Source organism: Fusobacterium sp. IOR10 (genome assembly GCF_010367435.1).
Lineage (GTDB): Bacteria > Fusobacteriota > Fusobacteriia > Fusobacteriales > Fusobacteriaceae > Fusobacterium_B.
This window is the reverse complement of record NZ_WJWY01000008.1, coordinates 13,107-29,784: the sequence shown is the minus strand read 5'-3', so window position 1 is coordinate 29,784 and position 16,678 is coordinate 13,107. Positions and strand designations below refer to the sequence as shown.

The following is a 16,678-nucleotide window of genomic DNA, read 5'->3' as shown; positions in this document are numbered from 1 at the left end:
GGAACATTTTGTTAAAGGATGTTGTTAGTAAATATTTTGAAGATGAAATAAAAGAAGATTATGACCTTGTTAAGAATTATAAAAATAGGAAAGTAATATTTAGAGAAAAAGTAAATATAAATGGGGAAGAGGCGACTTTATATATAAAAAAATATATTCCCTATAGAAAGCCTAAAAAGTTAATTATTTTAGGATTAAGAGATGATCCATGTACACATTATAAAAAAATAGCTAAAAATTTAGAAAGAATAAATATAAATGTTGTAAAAGATATTTTAACTATGGAAAAAAGAGAGACTTTTTTTCATAGAAAATATATAGTGGTAACACCTTATGCCGGAAAAAGTTTAGCAGAATATGAAAAAGAATTTAAAAAATATAAAAAATATTTTGTGAAGTTTTTTGATTATTTTATTTTAATGTGTAAAAATAATATATATTCAACAGACTATAATTTAGGTGGGTGCTTAATTAACGGAGATGATGTTACTTTAATTGATTTAGATGCCTATAAAGTAGGTAAAAAATTAAGCAAAAGATTAAAAATTAAAATGTTAGAATCCTTAGAAAAAGATTATTTAAAAGGAGAACACGAAGATGAATTTTTCCAGTTTTTTAAAGGCCAAGTGGAAAGAGTAAAAAAAGAATTAGGATGGGAAGATATAAAAACAGGAGATTTAAGTCTTTATAAGTATTAATACAAAACATTTATTCCTTCAGTTTATCTGGAGGAATTTCTTTATTAAAAGCTATAGAAAAGTAATGAATAAAATAAAATGAAATGGAACAAATATTTTTTTGAAATTACCTTGTTTTTTAGTCAACAATAATGAGAAAATTAAATGATTTAAATAAGTTTCCTTTAAAATATTACCCTATTTTTTAGTCGACAATATGTGCAAATTATGTTAGAATGATGTTAAACTTATGTGAAAAAATACGAGAGCAAAATTTAAGGGGGAAACAAGATTATGCAACAATATGAATCATTAGGAGATAATATGGATGATGAAATAGATCTTCTAGAAATAATGGGAATAATTTTTAAAAGGAAGGTACTTGTAATAAGTATTACAGTTATTGTATCTCTTATAGGTATAATAGTTGGGGGCATAAACTATTACAATGGGAAAAGTGTCAATTCCATAATAGGATATAATTATGATGGAATATCAAAGGGATTGAATATAGATGGAAGTCAATTTACAACAAGGGATATTAAGAACACTGTTGTAGTTAGGAAAGTATATAATGAATATCCAATTTTAAAGGAAAAGGGTATAAGTTTAACAGAATTTATGTCAGCTATAAAAATAAATGGGATAGTTCCAAATGATATTTCAAATTTAGCTGAGAATACTTTAAAAAAAGGGCAAAAGTTTGTTTATAATCCAGTGGATTATAAGATTACTCTAAAACTTACAAATAATACTGATCTTGATTCAGAAATTTTAACTTCTTTAGTTAGTGAGTGCATAAAATATTTCAACTATAAATACAAGGGAAATGAAACAGCTCCTAGTATAAAAATAGAAGACTATACTACCTATGATTATTCAGATAGGGTAAAGATTATTGGGACAAATATAAATGTGGCAAAAAAAATGGTAAAAAGATTATCTGATAAAGATTTTGTATCAAAAAATGTAGGATTAGCATATGAGGATATAACTGCAATGTTAAAAAGTATAGAAGAAGTTGATTTGAAAAATATTAGTTCTAGTATAAATGTGAGTAATATTACAAATAATATCAATGAAAGAAAATTAGTATTAGATAATAAAATTAAAGAATTAAAACTTGAAAAAAATAAAGCTATAGTAAGAACAAAAGTTCTTAAAGATATGCTAGAAAATTATAAGCCAAATAATCAAAAAATGATAATACCTTCCCTTAGTGAAACAGGGATGAAAATTTCCACAGAGGACGAGTATTACACTAAATTATTAAAAAATTATGAAAAATCAGCTATAAATACAAAGGTATTGGAAATAGAAATACAAGAACAAGAATTAAAAAAATCTGAGTTAAGCAATGAAAATATAGTGGTAAAGGAAAAAATAACAAAGGATATAGAAAATGTTATATATAAATACAATAAAATAGCAGAAAAAATCAATGTAATGAATCAAGAATACTATAATAGATACTTTGCAAATAGTGTAAGAGTAATATCTCCAACTAGTGTGACTAGTAATTCTAAAGCTAAAATTATAATTCTAGCTAGTATAATTCTTGGAGCAATGTTAGGTTTAGGAAGTGCTTTTCTAGCTGAATTGAAAGATCAGTATTATGAAAATAAAAGTGATGCAAAAAATAAAAACAACATACAAAATAAAAATAATATAAATTCAGTTAAAATAACAATATAAAAATATAAATAAAAAAAGGTAAATAATGGCTCCTTCAAGGGGCAGTTAATTTACCTTTTTTTATTATAGTTGAATATGTTTATGAATATTGCGAGTATATTGATAATATATATATTTCATTTTAAAAGATAGCTATTAAAATTGAGCCAATTGTGATAAAATAAAATAATTGAAAGAATCGAAAGACTTTTAATCAGGACAAAAGGGACATATAGTATTAATAATTTATTAATATAAAACACAAAGGGGAGCTAGAATTTTATGAAAAAAGCATATGGTAATGAACAGGGAAATGATTATTCGTATAATCAAGGATACAATCATGAAATTTTCAATGAGGATGAAATTGATTTAATGGATTTAATTTTCATAATGATTAGAAGGTGGAAGTTAATTGGTTTAACAATGATACCTATAATTATATTAGGTGTTGTATTTTCAGCAACACGTCCTTCAATTTACAAGGCGGACACTACACTTATGGTTTCAAGTGGCATGTCAAATATAGGACTAGACAACAGTGACATTTCTCTTAACCAGAAGTTAGTTATAACTTACTCAGAAGTTGCAAAAAGTAGAAGTATATTAAAAAGAGTTATTAGTAAGTACGACTTGGAAACTACTTCAGAAAATTTAGCAAGTGCAATATCAATATCTCCAGTTTCAGACACAGAAATAATTAAACTAAGCTATAAAAATAGTGATCCACAACTTGCAGCAGCAGTTACAAATGAGTTTGCAAAGGAATTTATGAACAAGGTTGTTGAGGTTATGAACATTAGAAATGTAAAAGTTGTAGAGCCAGCAGAAGTGCCAACTCATCCACTACCTAAAAAAAGAGTAATTATACTTGCAGCCTTTGTTATTCTAGGGGGAATGGTTGGACTAGCCCTTGCATTTATAGTTGAAAGTGTACATAAAAAGCTTAGAAAACCAACAGATATAGAAAAAATATTGGGAGCTCCAATGATTGGTATGATTCCTGTTTTAAAGGATGAGAAAGAAAAAAAGAAAGAAAAAAAGAAAGCTAAAGAAAAAGATGAAGATGAAGATGAAAAAATGGATGGTGAAAACTAATGGTAAAAAGAAAGAATCTATTTAACGGAGAAGGGGATTTAGAAATAATAGAAGCCCTTAGAACCTTAAGAACAAATTTAAGTTTCTTAAATGAAAAGGAAGTAGGAAGAAAAATTCTATTTACCAGTGTTATTCCAAATGAGGGAAAATCTTTTTTATCATCTAACTATGCAGCAAGTGTTGCTTCCACAGGGAAAAAAGCACTACTTATTGATTGCGATATAAGAAGACCTAGAGCCCATGAAAGCTTTGGGGTAAAATTTAAAAATGGTTTAGAGTCAGTTATTTTGGGAAAAGTATCAGTTGAAGATGTAATATTAAAGGATGTAATTCCTAATTTGGACATACTACCGTCTAAACATATAACAGATGGGGTTACAGAACTATTTTCAAGTGATAAAATAGATGAAATTCTAGATTCTTTAAGCCCACACTACAATACAATAGTTCTTGATAATCCACCAATAGCAGTGGCATCAGATTCAGTTTTACTTTCTAAATTTGTTGACGGAGTTGTAGTTGTAGTAGGATACGATCAAGTTGCTAAAAAAGAGCTTGAATTTGCAAGGGAAATGTTAGGTAATGCCCATGCAAATATTTATGGATTTGTTGTAAATAAAGTTGATAAGTCAGGTTTATCCTATGGAAATTATGGATACTACAATAACTATTATTCATACTACAAGGAGTATTATGAAGATGGTACTGTAAGAACTAGCCAAGAGCATAGGCATAAGAAAATGACTAAATTTGAAAAACTTGTGCATAGATTTAAAAAAGAATATAAAAAACAAATTACAGGGGATTTGAAAGGAAGAAGAAAATGATAGATATTCATTCTCATATATTGTTTGCTGTGGACGATGGAGCTAGAAACTTAGAAGAATCCATAGAACACATTGAAAAGGCTATAGGTTTAGGATACAGTGGAATAGTATGTTCAACTCACTATAAAATTCATAAATTTGAGAATGAAAATTATAATAAAAATTTTGAAATATTACAAGGGGAAGTTCTAAAAAGAAAACTTCCAATTACTTTATACAAGGGAAACGAGTTAGATCTAAAAGGGGATATTTTCAGAGCACTAAATAATGTGAACACTATAAATAGCAGCAGATACATATTAGTTGAATTTTCCTTTCCCCTTGTGTTTAAAGCTTACATAAAAATAATAGATTCATTATTATATAAGGGGTACATACCAGTACTTGCCCATGTGGAAAGATATCCATATATAAAATTTCAAGAGTTTATGGAACTAATAGATAAAAAAGTTGTGTTTCAAATGAACCTTAATACAGTTAGCCACATGAGTAAAAAGGTTAGATTCCTTTTGAAAAATGGATATATTAATGTTGTTGCAACAGATGCCCATAGGGTTGGAAGCAGAGACTATGAAGTATCAACATATTTGAAGAAATTAAAAAAAATAGTTGGAGAAGAAAGATTTATTCAATTAACTAAGGAAAATCCAAGAAAAATAATAATGAATGAAGATATTAATTTTAAAACCAGGGGGGAGATTAGTAAGAATGAAAAAATATTGTCTTTTAATGGGGTTCTTTGCTTTATTTTTAAAAAGTTATCCAATGGAATTAAGTGTGGAAGATGTAATTCAAAGGGCAAGAACAGCAAATAATGAAATTAAGATCCAAGATTTGGAAAAAAATATTCAAAGGAAATCAAAGGACAAGGCTTTAAAGAACTTAATGCTACCTCCAATAAAGTTTTCAGCTGAAGAGGACTGGGAAGTTGTTAAAGATTATGGTTTTGGAGCAAATGAAGTAACAGCGTACATTCCAATTTTTGTTGGGGGAAAAAATGTAAATACATACAAAAAGGCAAAGGCTAACTATAGCATGGCAGAACATGATCAAGTGTTAGTTAAAAATGCTGTGGAAGAAATGGCAGTTTCTAAATATTTTGAAGCTTTAAACTACAAAAGACAAGTTGAAATATCTGATTTAACAATACAGGCCTTGGAAAGTCAAAGAAGAAGATTAGAGGTTTTGTTCACAGGGGGAAAACTTATTCCTAAATCAGAGCTTTTAAAAGTTGAAGCTAATATAAAGAGAAATGAAAGTTTAAAGCTAGAAAATATAAGAAAAGAAAAGCTTGCCATGGGAGAACTTAGTAAAATTCTAAACTATCCCCTTGACACTGAGTATTCAAATATGGACTTTAATTTAAAAGAGTTCATGGAAGGAAATACTAACATACAAGAAAAATATGGAAAAGAAATAGAAATGACAACTTTAGGGGAAAAGGAAAAACTAAAGGTGGAAATTGCACAGTACGATCTAAAAATAGCTAAGGCAGATATGTACCCTGTATTCTATATTGAACCTACATTCCAGTATCAAGATAAATTATACGATTCAAGTGGAGATGCCTACCTTGAAAAAAGAGACTCAGATGATAGATTCTATTTACAAGTTGGATTTAGTTGGACATTTGCATGGGGTGCAACACTAGATAGTGTGAGCCAAAAAAGATGGGCATATGAAAAGGCAAAGCTAGAGTATGAAGACAATATGAAAGGTATAGAACTAGAAACAGAAAGTAGAGAGAGAAAGGTTCAAGCTCTTTATGGAAGAACTTTAGCTTCTAAGGAAGAAGTCGCCTATTTAAAGGAAAATGTAAAAATAGATAATATGAGATATGAAAACGGGCTAATCACTACATTTGATTATTTAAATTCTGTAAATAGTTATAGAACTGCAGAGGCAGATTATTATGAAATGGTTAGAAATTTAGTAATTGCTACAATGGAATTTGAAAATATATATAAATAAGGCAGGTATGTAAATGTTTAATTTAAATAGAAGAAAAATAGAAGTGATTGCTGTTATTGTTTTAGTTACAGGATATCTTTTTTTAAGGGTTGACCCAATAAACACCAAGGAAGTAAAGGTTGAAAAAATTGAGATAGGAGCCCTTTCAGATGCAGGGACATATAGTGGAACTGTTATTCCAGGGGAGTTAGTTCCATTGTATATAGAAGCTCCAGCAGTTGTGGAAAGAATAGTTGCAAGGGAAGGAGAAGAGGTAGAAGAGGGAACTGAACTACTATTCTTCTCAAAGAAAAGTTTATTTGAAAATGAAAAGCAAATGAAGATAAATGCCCTTGACATTGAAAATGCAGAACTTAGAATAGCTGATTTAAATTCAGGAACATTGAAATTAGAGCTAGATAATAAAATATTAGAAATAAAATCCCTAGAGGAATTAATAAAAAATGACAGCAAAAAATTGCCAGTTATTGAAAAACAAGCAAAAACCTATGAAAAACTTTTAGCTGAAGATGGTGTATCTTCAATAGAAGCAAGTGGGAAAATGATGGAATATGATGAATTAAAAACTAAATTACAATTAAACAAACAAAAATATAACTTAATGACAGTAAGTTATGAGAGTCTTAGAAGACAGCTTAATATTGACGAGGCTAAAATAAAATCAGAACTATCAAAATTAAAATTACAAAGGGACACTTTAACCCTAAGGGAAGAACAGTTAAAGGAACCTCTTAAATCAACAATTTCAGGTGTTATAGTAAAGATAGATGTAGTTGAAGGTAGTGTTATTTCCCCAGGGGAAAGACTTCTTGCAATTGCAACTAAGGGAGAAAATAGAGTTGTGTTAGAGGTTCCTTCATATGAAGCAGAAACTTTGGAAAAGGGACAAAAGGCAGTTATAACAACTAGAGATTCTAAGAAAAAAAATACCTATGAAGGTTATGTAAATAAGGTTTCATCTTCAGCTATGGAAAGCCAAAGGGGAAATAATAAAATAGTGTCAGTTGAAATAGGAATAACAGGGGAAAATGATTTAAAACCTGGCTTTATAGCAGATGTTGAAATATCTAAAAAGGAAAAATCCAATGTACCAGTTATAAGTAATTTCTCAGTTTTAGAAGAAAATGGGAAATACTTTGTGTATATAATTAAAGATGGACTAGCAGAAAAAACAGAAGTTGAAATTGGTGCTAGAAGTTTAAACAACTATGAAGTTTTAAACTTGCCAATAGGAACAGAAGTTATAGTAAATCCTTTTAAGGTTAGAGTGGGAGAAAAGGTAAAGGTTGTGAAGTAAATGGAACTTTGGTTAGCTTTAAAATTCATACTGGGAAATAAAAAAAGGCAGTATTTCCATTTTTAGCAGTTACACTTGGGATTACATCCTTAATTATAACTTTATCAATTTCCCTAGGGGGAAAAATTGTAATAGAACAAAATCTATCATCCCTTGGGGGAAATAGAATAATGATAGGGGGAGATACTCTATCTAAATGGGACATGGATATGGTTGAAAATTATCCTGTTGTGGAATATACAGTATTTCCAAAGGGAAGGGTGGAACAGGATAATACTATCTTTATTGCCTATTCTAAAAAAGCTTTGAGAACCTTAGGTCTAAGGGACTTAAATGAAAATGAAGTTATAATTGATAAAAATCAGTTCAAGGATAAAAATATAGGTGAAATAATAAAGCTAAATGTAAATTCCTATGAAAGAAGATTTTTAATTGAAGATATGTACGAAGAAAAAAATCCCTTTGAACTAATGAAAAAGGGAAATAGAATAATAATGTCCCAAAGGGAATTTCAAGAATTATTTGGTATTTACAAATATAATTCTATGATTATCTCCTTTTACAAGGGGGAAAATCCAAATGATTATGCAAATTTCTTTATTAAAAAATTAAATAAATATAGAGGGGGAAACAGTAATTTAAAATTACTTGAAACCCCTGCAGTATACAAGAGAATTGAAAAAATAAAAGTAATGGTAAATAGAACACTAAGTTTAATAGCCTTTGTATCCCTTGCCCTTGGAGCCTTTGGAATACTTAATCTAATAGGAAACAATGTAAGGGGAAGAAGCAAGCATATTGGAATACTTAGGGCCATGGGAATGAAGATAAATAATATTATAATGGTATTTATATTGGAAGCTTTAACAATATCCATAATAGGCAGTTTTGCAGGAATAGTTCTAGGGATTACAGGAAGCATGATAATTGGAAAACTAATAGGTATACATCCTGTATTTAGGTTCTTTCAAATATCTGTTAGTTTAATCTTATCCTTAGGAATAGGTATAATAATGGGTGTGTATCCCACTAGACAAATAAATAAAGAAAGTGTAGTTAAAATCTTGAAGGGGGAGTAATATGAAAAGATACCAAAAGATTATCATAGGTTTAGCAGCTTTAAGTACAATGGCACTAGGTGTTGGAGATGAAACTAAAAAATTTGAAATTTGTAAATGTGGTAATTTCGCAGAGGAATGCTCTATACCAAGTTTTAGTTTAAATGTACCTTCTGGTATGGCAGGAGGAGCTGGTGGAGGTTATATAGGGCTTTCTGGGATAACAGACAAGGATGATACAGATGGTGGACTAAGTGTTGGGATGGGATATGGAGACAGTGATAAAATAGGGGGAACTATTTCCCTTGGAATAGGAAGTATTAATCCTGTTGATGGTGGAGCTTTTAACAGAGGATCTTTAAATATTTCAGCAGGTCATAATTTTAGAGAACAGTTAATAGGTGTTGCTGTTGGGATGGATAATATTAATATATGGCACGACAATGGAGGAGATCATGATACAAGTCCTAGCATGTATCTAGCAGTAACTAAATTACTTCCAAATGACACAGCTCCAATGGTATTTACAGTGGGAGCAGGAAACAATAATTTTGCAAAGGTAAATGAAACAGGAGATAAAAAGGATAAAATATATCCCTTTGTTTCAGGGGCAATATATATAATGCCACAAGTTAGTTTAATAGCAGATTATTCTTCTGATATTGTAAGTGCAGGGGTAGGACTTGTACCTTTTCCTCATTTTCCGCTTTCAGTAACTGCAGGGGTTTATGATTTAACAAAGGAAAGAGAAGAAGATAAAATATCTTTTATAGGTTCTGTTTGTGTATGTTTTAAATTGTAATTAATATGGGAGGCAGTTTATGAAAAAAATAATAATGATATTTGCAGTTTTAGCAAGTGTTTCCTTTGGAGCAGAAAAGGTAGAATACATAATTTTAGGAATGGTAGGAAATGAAGTTAAAGTTGAAAGGGTAGCTGATCATCAAATACTTTTTTTGAAAAAAAGTGATGTTTCACAACTTGGTATAGCAGCAGCTCAAGGATTAGGTGATTCCTTTGTGGATGCTTTAATGCCAGATAAGAGTGCACCAGTAGTTGGAGAAGAACATCCAACAGTGCAACCTCCAATGGATGTTGTAGACGGAACAGTTACAACAGCTTACGGAGCAAAATAAAAAGATACTTTAGCTTACCAAATACTTGACAACTGAATGTCAAGGGAGTAGAATGTAAAAGCTATTAGAAAACTAATGTAATTTTACACAAGGGGAGTGTATTATGGGAAGAATACTTAAAAATAAAAGAACAATAATAAAAGTTTTGTTAGATGTATTTATTATTATTTTTGCAGGGATACTTACAAGTTTAGTGCTTTATGATAATGTTAATAGTGAAAATAAAATAATAGTTTTTATGTATTTGGTAATTTGCTTCTTTATATCATCAATAGAAAATGGAATCGCAGTAAGCTGGAGTTATACAGATACTAGGGATGTGCTTACCCTAGTATTTATTAATATAATTTCAGCCTTTATTACTGGGGTTCTTTTATTATGTGGAAATAATTTAATTTTCAAGTTTGTGTTTTTGCTCTTTGTTTTTTCAACAAGTATGCAACTGTTAGCAAGATTTTTCTTTAGAGTTCAGAAAAAAGAAAGATATTCAAATAAGACAAAAAAGAACACTAATAAAAGAAAGGCTTTAATATACGGAGCTGGGGAAGCTGGTCTTGCACTACTTCATGAAAGTAGATTAAATCAAAATTTCCCATATAAAATATGTGGATTTTTAGATGATGATCCTAAAAAAATATCAGTGTCAATAAATGGAGTTCGTGTTTTTGGAAGTAGAAAAGAAGCTATAGATATAATATCAGAATTAAAAATAAAAACCTTTATACTAGCTATCCCTTCAATGAATGCAGAGAAAATAAATTCCATATATAATAGAATAAAAAATGTAGAAGGACTTGAAATAAAGATACTTCCATATGTTTCAGATATATTAAATGGAGAATCTCTAACAGATCAAGTTAGAAATATTGATATATATGATTTGCTTGGAAGGGAAGAACAGACCTTTGATGACAGTGGATTACATAATTTTTTAGGTGGGAAAACAATCATTATAACAGGTGGTGGAGGAAGCATAGGTTCAGAGCTTTCAAGACAGATTGCAAAATATAATCCTAAAAAATTAATAAACATAGATATTAATGAAAATTCATTGTATTTACTAGAACTTGAAATACAAAGGCATTATCCTAATATTGATTTAACAAGTGAGATTTGTAGTATTAGGGATAAAAAGAAATTAAGAGAAGTATTTAAAAAATATATGCCAGATATTGTATTTCACGCAGCAGCTCACAAACATGTGCCTTTAATGGAGCATAACCCTGAGGAAGCTGTAAAGAATAATGTATTTGGAACTAAAAACTTAGTTGATGTTGTTGATGAATGTGGTGTTGATAAATTTGTAATGATATCCACAGATAAGGCAGTTAATCCAACTAATGTTATGGGAGCTACTAAAAGAGCCTGTGAGCTAATAGTTGAAAATAAGAATAAGGAAAGTAAGACAAAGTTTATGGCAGTAAGATTTGGAAATGTACTTGGTAGTAATGGATCAGTTATTCCAATATTTAAATCTCTAATAGCAGAGGGTAAGAACCTAAGGGTAACACATAGGGATATAACAAGATACTTTATGACAATACCAGAGGCAAGTAGATTAGTTATAGAAGCTGGAAGACTTGGTACAGGGGGAGAGTTATTCATCCTTGACATGGGAAAATCTGTAAAGATTATGGATCTAGCAAGGAATATGATAAAGCTATCAAATGCAAAGGTTGGAATAGAAATAGTAGGTCTTCGTCCAGGAGAAAAACTATATGAGGAACTACTTTATGATACAAAGGCTGCTATAAAAACAGAAAATAATAAGATATTTATAACAAAGATGACAGATGATAGCATAGATATAGACTATTATTTGGATAAATTTAGAGATGTAATAAAATTAGAAAGTAAAGATAAAGTAAAAGAAGTAATGCATGAGATGATAACAACATACAGGGAAGTTGAGTATAACTAAGGGGGAGATTATGTTATTAAAAAGAATATTTGATGTGATAGTTTCTTTTTTAGGAATAATATTTTTCCTACCTTTAATGGTTGTAGTTGGAATTATTATTAAATTAACATCAAAGGGACCAATACTTTTTAGTCAAAAAAGACTAACTATGGGATTGAGAGAATTTACAATATATAAATTTAGAAGTATGAGAACAGATTTTGACAAAGATGGTGTGGGAATACAAGTAGGTGGAAACAGCTTGGCTATAACTCCCATTGGAAGATTTGTAAGAAAAACAAAGATAGACGAACTACCTCAACTTTTTAATATACTAAAGGGGGATATGTCCTTTATAGGTCCAAGACCAGAGTTACCTAGAAGACTTAAATATTATTCAGATAGGGATAAGGGGATATTTAAGGTGAGAAGTGGAATATCTAGCCCAGCTAGTATAGTATTTTCAGATGAGGAATATCTAATGGATCAAGTAAAAGATAGGGAAAAATTTTATATAGAGCAGATAATGCCATATAAAATAGATTTAAATCTTTATTATGTACAAACAAGAAATTTTTGGAATGATATATTCTTAATAATAGGAACATTTTTAAAAATATTAAATAAAATAAAAAATGAACAAGTGGTAAAGGACACAGATTTATTAAAAAAGAAGGATGAAATAGTAGGTAAGATAGGAGTTGAATATTAATGGATAAAAAGAAAACTCTTATGATAACTGGAGCTTCAGGATTTATAGGAAGTAACTTTATAAAAAGATATGAAGATAAATACAATATAATACAGGTAGATTTATTAAAAACTTCTCCAGAGGAATTAAATTATGAGAGAGTTGATACAATTCTTCATTTGGCAGCTTTGGTTCATCAAATGAATGGAGCTCCTAGGGAAAAATATTTTGAGGTTAATACAGATCTTACTAAAAGAGTTGCAGAAAATGCAAAGAAAAATAAAGTTAAACATTTTGTTTTTTATAGTACTGTAAAGGTATATGGCTATGATGGAGATTTACATAATCATAGTATGGTATTAAATGAAGAAAGCCAGTGTAATCCTAAAAATGATCCATATGGGGAAAGTAAATGGGAAGCAGAGAAAATACTTAGAATTTTAGAAGATACTAATTTTAAAGTTTCTGTAATAAGGCCTCCTATGGTATACGGGCAGGGTGTTAAAGGTAATATGCAAAGCCTTATAAAGCTAATAGAAAAATTACCAATGTTACCATTTAACTATGATAAAAATAGAAGAAGCTTAGTTAATATAGAAAATTTAATGTATTTAACATCCCTTGTAATAGATACTGAAAAAGAAGGTGTTTTCTTACCATTAGATGAAAAAAATATTTCATTAAAGGAAATATATGAAGGTATAGAAAAGGGAATAAACAAAAAAAGAATTAACATAAAATTAATACAACCATTTTTCTGGCTACTTACAAAAATCAAACCAAATATAATGGTAAGACTATATGGAAGTTTGCAATTTGAAAATAAACTAACAAGAAAGAAATTAAATTATATTCCTAAAATAAGATATGAAGAGGGAATAAGAAGGATGATTGGTGGTAAAAGATGAAAATCTTATTAAATGCAAATAATTCTTTTGTTTTATATAATTTCAGATATGAATTAATGAAAACATTATCAGATAATAAATACAATATAGTTTGCTTAGCAGGAAAAGATAGCTCAAGTAAGGATATAGAGAAAAATGGATGGAAATTTATAGAATCTAGTATTGATAGAAGGGGGACTAATCCAATTAATGATATGAAACTTTTATTAAATTATATAAAAGTATATAAAGAAGAAAAACCAGATTATATATTTCATTATACAATAAAGCCAAATATTTATGGAACTATTGCAGCTAAAATATTAGGAATTCCTACAATAAATAATGTTACAGGTTTAGGAGATGTATTTAGTAGGAAAAGTTTAGTAAACACTATGGTTAAATTCTTGTATAAAATAGCATTTAAATTTCCTAAAAAAGTTTTTTTTCAAAATGATGATGACATGAATTTATTTCTAGAAAATAATTTAATTCAAAGAAATATTTGTGGAAGATTACCAGGATCAGGTGTTGATTTAAATAGATTTAAACCTATGGAAAATACAGAAAAAAATGATAAAATAGTATTTTTGTATCTTGGCAGAATTTCTGAAAATAAAGGTGTTAGAATATTAAATGAAATATCAAAGGAAGTTTTTAAAAAATATGAAAATGTTGAATTTAGATTACTTGGAAAAGTATATGAAGATGAACCAGGACATATTTCAAAAAATGAGTTAGGAAATTGGGAAAAAGAAAGTAATATAAAATATATTGGAACTTCAAAGGATGTAACAGAACAAATAAAAAATGCAGATTGTATAATCTTTCCTTCCTATTATAGAGAGGGAGTCCCTTGTTCCTTAATAGAAAGTGCAGCTATGGGGAAACCTATAATTACAACAAATAATGTAGGATGTAAGGATATAGTTCAAGATAAATATAATGGTTTTTTATCAGAACCTAAAGATGTACAGGGAATGGTTGAAAACATAGAGAAATTCTTAAAACTTTCAACTGAAGAAAGGAAGCAATTGGGAAAAAATGGAAGAAAGAAAGTAGAAAAAGAATTTGATGTAAATATAGTAGTTGATAAATATTTAGAAGCTATAAAATAAAAAATACAAGGAGTTAGTTATGTACAAAATAGCAGTGGCAGGAACTGGATATGTTGGTCTTGTGGCAGGGGTTTGTTTTGCTGAAAGAGGACATATGGTTACTTGTGTAGATATTGATGAAGAAAAAGTTAAATTAATGGAAAGTGGAGTTTCTCCAATTTATGAATCTGGCTTAGAGGAACTTATGCAAAAGAACTATAGTGAAGGAAGATTACACTATACTACTAATGCTGCGAAAGCATATTCAGAAGCTGATGCAATATTCATAGGTGTAGGAACACCAGAACTTCCAAATGGAGCAGCTAATCTTACATATATTGCTGAAGTTGCAAGGGAAATCGCTGAAAATATAACAAAGGATTGTTTAGTTGTTGTAAAATCAACAGTGCCTATTGGAACAAATGATAAGGTTGAACAATTTATACATGATTTTCTAGTTAATGATGTACGGGTAGAAGTTGCGTCTAATCCTGAATTCCTAGCTCAAGGTAGTGCAGTTAAAGATACTTTGTATGCAGCTAGAATAATAATAGGAACAGAAAGTAAATGGGCAGAGGATATGTTAATGGGAATATACAAACCATTTAATCTTCCTATAGTTTCTGTAAATAGAAGATCAGCAGAAATGATAAAATATGCATCAAATGATTTCCTAGCTTTGAAAATATCATATATGAATGACATTGCTAATTTATGCGAGCTTGTTGGAGCTAATATTCAAGATGTAGCTAAGGGAATGAGTTATGATGAGCGAATAGGAGCAAGATTTTTAAATGCAGGTATAGGTTTTGGAGGATCTTGTTTTCCAAAGGATACAAAGGCTCTAGCTTATCTTGCAAAACAAAACAATTATGAATTAAAAACAGTTGAAGCTGCAGTTGCTATAAATAAAAAACAAAAAATAAAACTATTTGAAAAGGCATCAAAGAGATTAATAACTTTTAACGACCTAAAGGTAGCAGTACTAGGTCTTACATTTAAACCAGGAACTGATGATTTAAGAGAAGCTCCATCCCTAGAAAATATACCTTTATTACTAGAAGCAGGAGCAGATATTTATGCTTATGATCCAGTTGGAAAGGATAATTTTAATAAAAAATATCCACAAGGTAAAATATCAAATGGAAATATCACATACGTTGATAGTATACAGAAAGCTCTAGAAGGTGCAAATGTATGTTTTGTATTTACAGAATGGAAAGATATTAGAGACTTAAAAGCAAAGGATTTTAAATTAATGAGAACTCCTTTAGTATATGATGGAAGAAATATATATAGTGTGGAAGAAATGAAAGAAAATAATATAGAATATTATTCAATAGGAAGATAGGTGTAGGTATGAATAAAAAATATTTAATAACAGGTGCAGCTGGATTTATAGGATATTATCTATCAAAAAAATTATTAGAAAAGGGTGAAACTGTAATAGGAATAGATAATATTAATGATTATTATGATGTTAATTTAAAGCATGCAAGACTGGGTATTTTAAAAAAATATGAAAACTTTAAATTTACGCGAGAAGATATTTCAAATAAAGAAAAGATACTTGAAATATTTAAAGTTGAAAAACCAAATATTGTTGTGAATCTTGCAGCTCAAGCAGGGGTGAGATATTCAATAGAAAATCCAGATGTATATATTAAAAGTAATGTGGAAGGATTTTTTAATGTATTAGAAGCTTGTAGATATTATCCAGTTGAACATTTAATTTATGCCTCATCTAGTTCAGTATATGGGAATAACAAGAAAGTTCCCTTTGAAGAAAGTGACTCTGTGGATAACCCAGTATCACTATATGCAGCTACTAAGAAATCAAATGAATTAATGGCATATACTTATAGTCATCTATATAAGATACCAGCAACAGGTCTTAGATTCTTTACAGTATATGGTCCAATGGGAAGACCTGATATGGCTTACTTTGGTTTTACAGATAAATACTTTAATAATGAAGAAATTCATATATATAATAATGGTGACTTTGAAAACGATCTTTATAGGGATTTTACATATGTAGATGATATAGTAGAAGGAATAGAAAAGTTAATAGATAAAGGACCAAATAAAGATAATCTGCATAGAGTATTTAATATAGGAAATAATAACCCAGAGAAACTAATGACATTCATATTAACTTTAGAAAAATGCTTGAGTAAATCATTAAATAAAGATATAGAATTCAAGAAAATATATGAGCCTATAAAGGCAGGAGATGTACCTAAAACTTATGCATCAACAGATAAATTACAACTTGAAATAGGATTCAAGCCTAAAACAAGTATAGAAGAAGGCCTACAAAAATTTACAGATTGGTATGTTAAATACTATAGAAAATTGTAAA

At 29.1% G+C, this 16,678-nt stretch carries 16 protein-coding genes; all 16 read left to right on the top strand.

Annotation, left to right across the window (positions count from 1 at the left end; all coding sequences use genetic code 11):
- The first annotated feature begins 8 nt into the window (after nt 1-8).
- The 16 genes from GIL12_RS03360 to GIL12_RS03285 all read left to right on the top strand — a co-directional run bounded on the left by GIL12_RS03360 (nt 9) and on the right by GIL12_RS03285 (nt 16,677).
- Nucleotides 9-698: a hypothetical protein gene (locus GIL12_RS03360; RefSeq protein WP_163468946.1), complete on the top strand. Its 690-nt coding sequence runs from the start codon at nt 9-11 to the stop codon at nt 696-698.
- 273 nt (nt 699-971) lie between these two features.
- Entirely contained in the window at nt 972-2,372 is a 1,401-nt protein-coding gene (locus GIL12_RS03355) for a hypothetical protein (RefSeq protein ID WP_163468945.1), read from the top strand.
- A 261-nt stretch (nt 2,373-2,633) separates the two neighbouring features.
- Nucleotides 2,634-3,449, top strand: coding sequence for a YveK family protein (locus GIL12_RS03350; RefSeq protein WP_163468944.1), 816 nt, complete (start codon nt 2,634-2,636; stop codon nt 3,447-3,449).
- Complete coding sequence (locus tag GIL12_RS03345; RefSeq protein WP_163468943.1) at nt 3,449-4,276, top strand: CpsD/CapB family tyrosine-protein kinase; 828 nt, start codon at nt 3,449-3,451, stop codon at nt 4,274-4,276. Before GIL12_RS03350 ends, GIL12_RS03345 begins: the two co-directional genes overlap by 1 nt.
- On the top strand, nt 4,273-5,091 hold the full coding sequence (locus tag GIL12_RS03340) for a tyrosine-protein phosphatase (RefSeq protein ID WP_163468942.1): 819 nt from the start codon (nt 4,273-4,275) through the stop codon (nt 5,089-5,091). Before GIL12_RS03345 ends, GIL12_RS03340 begins: the two co-directional genes overlap by 4 nt.
- Entirely contained in the window at nt 4,985-6,247 is a 1,263-nt protein-coding gene (locus tag GIL12_RS03335; protein WP_163468941.1) for a TolC family protein, read from the top strand. Before GIL12_RS03340 ends, GIL12_RS03335 begins: the two co-directional genes overlap by 107 nt.
- Nucleotides 6,248-6,260: 13 nt before the next feature.
- Nucleotides 6,261-7,544 (top strand): efflux RND transporter periplasmic adaptor subunit, encoded by a 1,284-nt coding sequence (locus tag GIL12_RS03330; protein ID WP_163468940.1) that lies wholly within the window; start codon nt 6,261-6,263, stop codon nt 7,542-7,544.
- A 170-nt stretch (nt 7,545-7,714) separates the two neighbouring features.
- Nucleotides 7,715-8,623, top strand: coding sequence for an ABC transporter permease (locus tag GIL12_RS03325; RefSeq protein WP_163468939.1), 909 nt, complete (start codon nt 7,715-7,717; stop codon nt 8,621-8,623).
- A 1-nt stretch (nt 8,624) separates the two neighbouring features.
- A complete protein-coding gene (locus tag GIL12_RS03320) occupies nt 8,625-9,404 on the top strand; it encodes a hypothetical protein (protein ID WP_163468938.1) in 780 nt (259 codons plus the stop codon).
- A 19-nt stretch (nt 9,405-9,423) separates the two neighbouring features.
- Nucleotides 9,424-9,738: a hypothetical protein gene (locus tag GIL12_RS03315; RefSeq protein WP_163468937.1), complete on the top strand. Its 315-nt coding sequence runs from the start codon at nt 9,424-9,426 to the stop codon at nt 9,736-9,738.
- A 103-nt stretch (nt 9,739-9,841) separates the two neighbouring features.
- The gene (locus GIL12_RS03310; RefSeq protein WP_163468936.1) at nt 9,842-11,659 is read left to right on the top strand and encodes a nucleoside-diphosphate sugar epimerase/dehydratase; all 1,818 of its coding nucleotides are present in this window, start codon (nt 9,842-9,844) and stop codon (nt 11,657-11,659) included.
- Nucleotides 11,660-11,669: 10 nt separating this feature from the next.
- Entirely contained in the window at nt 11,670-12,350 is a 681-nt protein-coding gene (locus GIL12_RS03305; RefSeq protein WP_163468935.1) for a sugar transferase, read from the top strand.
- Nucleotides 12,350-13,237, top strand: a complete 888-nt coding sequence (locus GIL12_RS03300; protein ID WP_163468934.1) for an NAD-dependent epimerase/dehydratase family protein — start codon at nt 12,350-12,352, stop codon at nt 13,235-13,237. Before GIL12_RS03305 ends, GIL12_RS03300 begins: the two co-directional genes overlap by 1 nt.
- Nucleotides 13,234-14,334, top strand: coding sequence for a glycosyltransferase family 4 protein (locus GIL12_RS03295; RefSeq protein WP_163468933.1), 1,101 nt, complete (start codon nt 13,234-13,236; stop codon nt 14,332-14,334). Before GIL12_RS03300 ends, GIL12_RS03295 begins: the two co-directional genes overlap by 4 nt.
- Nucleotides 14,335-14,353: 19 nt before the next feature.
- Nucleotides 14,354-15,664, top strand: a complete 1,311-nt coding sequence (locus tag GIL12_RS03290) for a UDP-glucose/GDP-mannose dehydrogenase family protein (protein ID WP_163468932.1) — start codon at nt 14,354-14,356, stop codon at nt 15,662-15,664.
- Nucleotides 15,665-15,672: 8 nt separating this feature from the next.
- Nucleotides 15,673-16,677, top strand: coding sequence for a GDP-mannose 4,6-dehydratase (locus GIL12_RS03285; RefSeq protein WP_163468931.1), 1,005 nt, complete (start codon nt 15,673-15,675; stop codon nt 16,675-16,677).
- Nucleotide 16,678 lies beyond the last annotated feature (1 nt).

Bases quoted from the DNA above. Each gene is read 5' to 3' on its own strand.
- GIL12_RS03355 (WP_163468945.1), top strand. From the start codon at position 972: ATGCAACAATATGAATCATTAGGAGATAATATGGATGATGAAATAGAT.
- GIL12_RS03350 (WP_163468944.1), top strand. From the start codon at position 2,634: ATGAAAAAAGCATATGGTAATGAACAGGGAAATGATTATTCGTATAAT.
- GIL12_RS03345 (WP_163468943.1), top strand. From the start codon at position 3,449: ATGGTAAAAAGAAAGAATCTATTTAACGGAGAAGGGGATTTAGAAATA.
- GIL12_RS03340 (WP_163468942.1), top strand. From the start codon at position 4,273: ATGATAGATATTCATTCTCATATATTGTTTGCTGTGGACGATGGAGCT.
- GIL12_RS03335 (WP_163468941.1), top strand. From the start codon at position 4,985: ATGAAAAAATATTGTCTTTTAATGGGGTTCTTTGCTTTATTTTTAAAA.
- GIL12_RS03330 (WP_163468940.1), top strand. From the start codon at position 6,261: ATGTTTAATTTAAATAGAAGAAAAATAGAAGTGATTGCTGTTATTGTT.
- GIL12_RS03325 (WP_163468939.1), top strand. From the start codon at position 7,715: ATGATAGGGGGAGATACTCTATCTAAATGGGACATGGATATGGTTGAA.
- GIL12_RS03320 (WP_163468938.1), top strand. From the start codon at position 8,625: ATGAAAAGATACCAAAAGATTATCATAGGTTTAGCAGCTTTAAGTACA.
- GIL12_RS03315 (WP_163468937.1), top strand. From the start codon at position 9,424: ATGAAAAAAATAATAATGATATTTGCAGTTTTAGCAAGTGTTTCCTTT.
- GIL12_RS03310 (WP_163468936.1), top strand. From the start codon at position 9,842: ATGGGAAGAATACTTAAAAATAAAAGAACAATAATAAAAGTTTTGTTA.
- GIL12_RS03305 (WP_163468935.1), top strand. From the start codon at position 11,670: ATGTTATTAAAAAGAATATTTGATGTGATAGTTTCTTTTTTAGGAATA.
- GIL12_RS03300 (WP_163468934.1), top strand. From the start codon at position 12,350: ATGGATAAAAAGAAAACTCTTATGATAACTGGAGCTTCAGGATTTATA.
- GIL12_RS03295 (WP_163468933.1), top strand. From the start codon at position 13,234: ATGAAAATCTTATTAAATGCAAATAATTCTTTTGTTTTATATAATTTC.
- GIL12_RS03290 (WP_163468932.1), top strand. From the start codon at position 14,354: ATGTACAAAATAGCAGTGGCAGGAACTGGATATGTTGGTCTTGTGGCA.
- GIL12_RS03285 (WP_163468931.1), top strand. From the start codon at position 15,673: ATGAATAAAAAATATTTAATAACAGGTGCAGCTGGATTTATAGGATAT.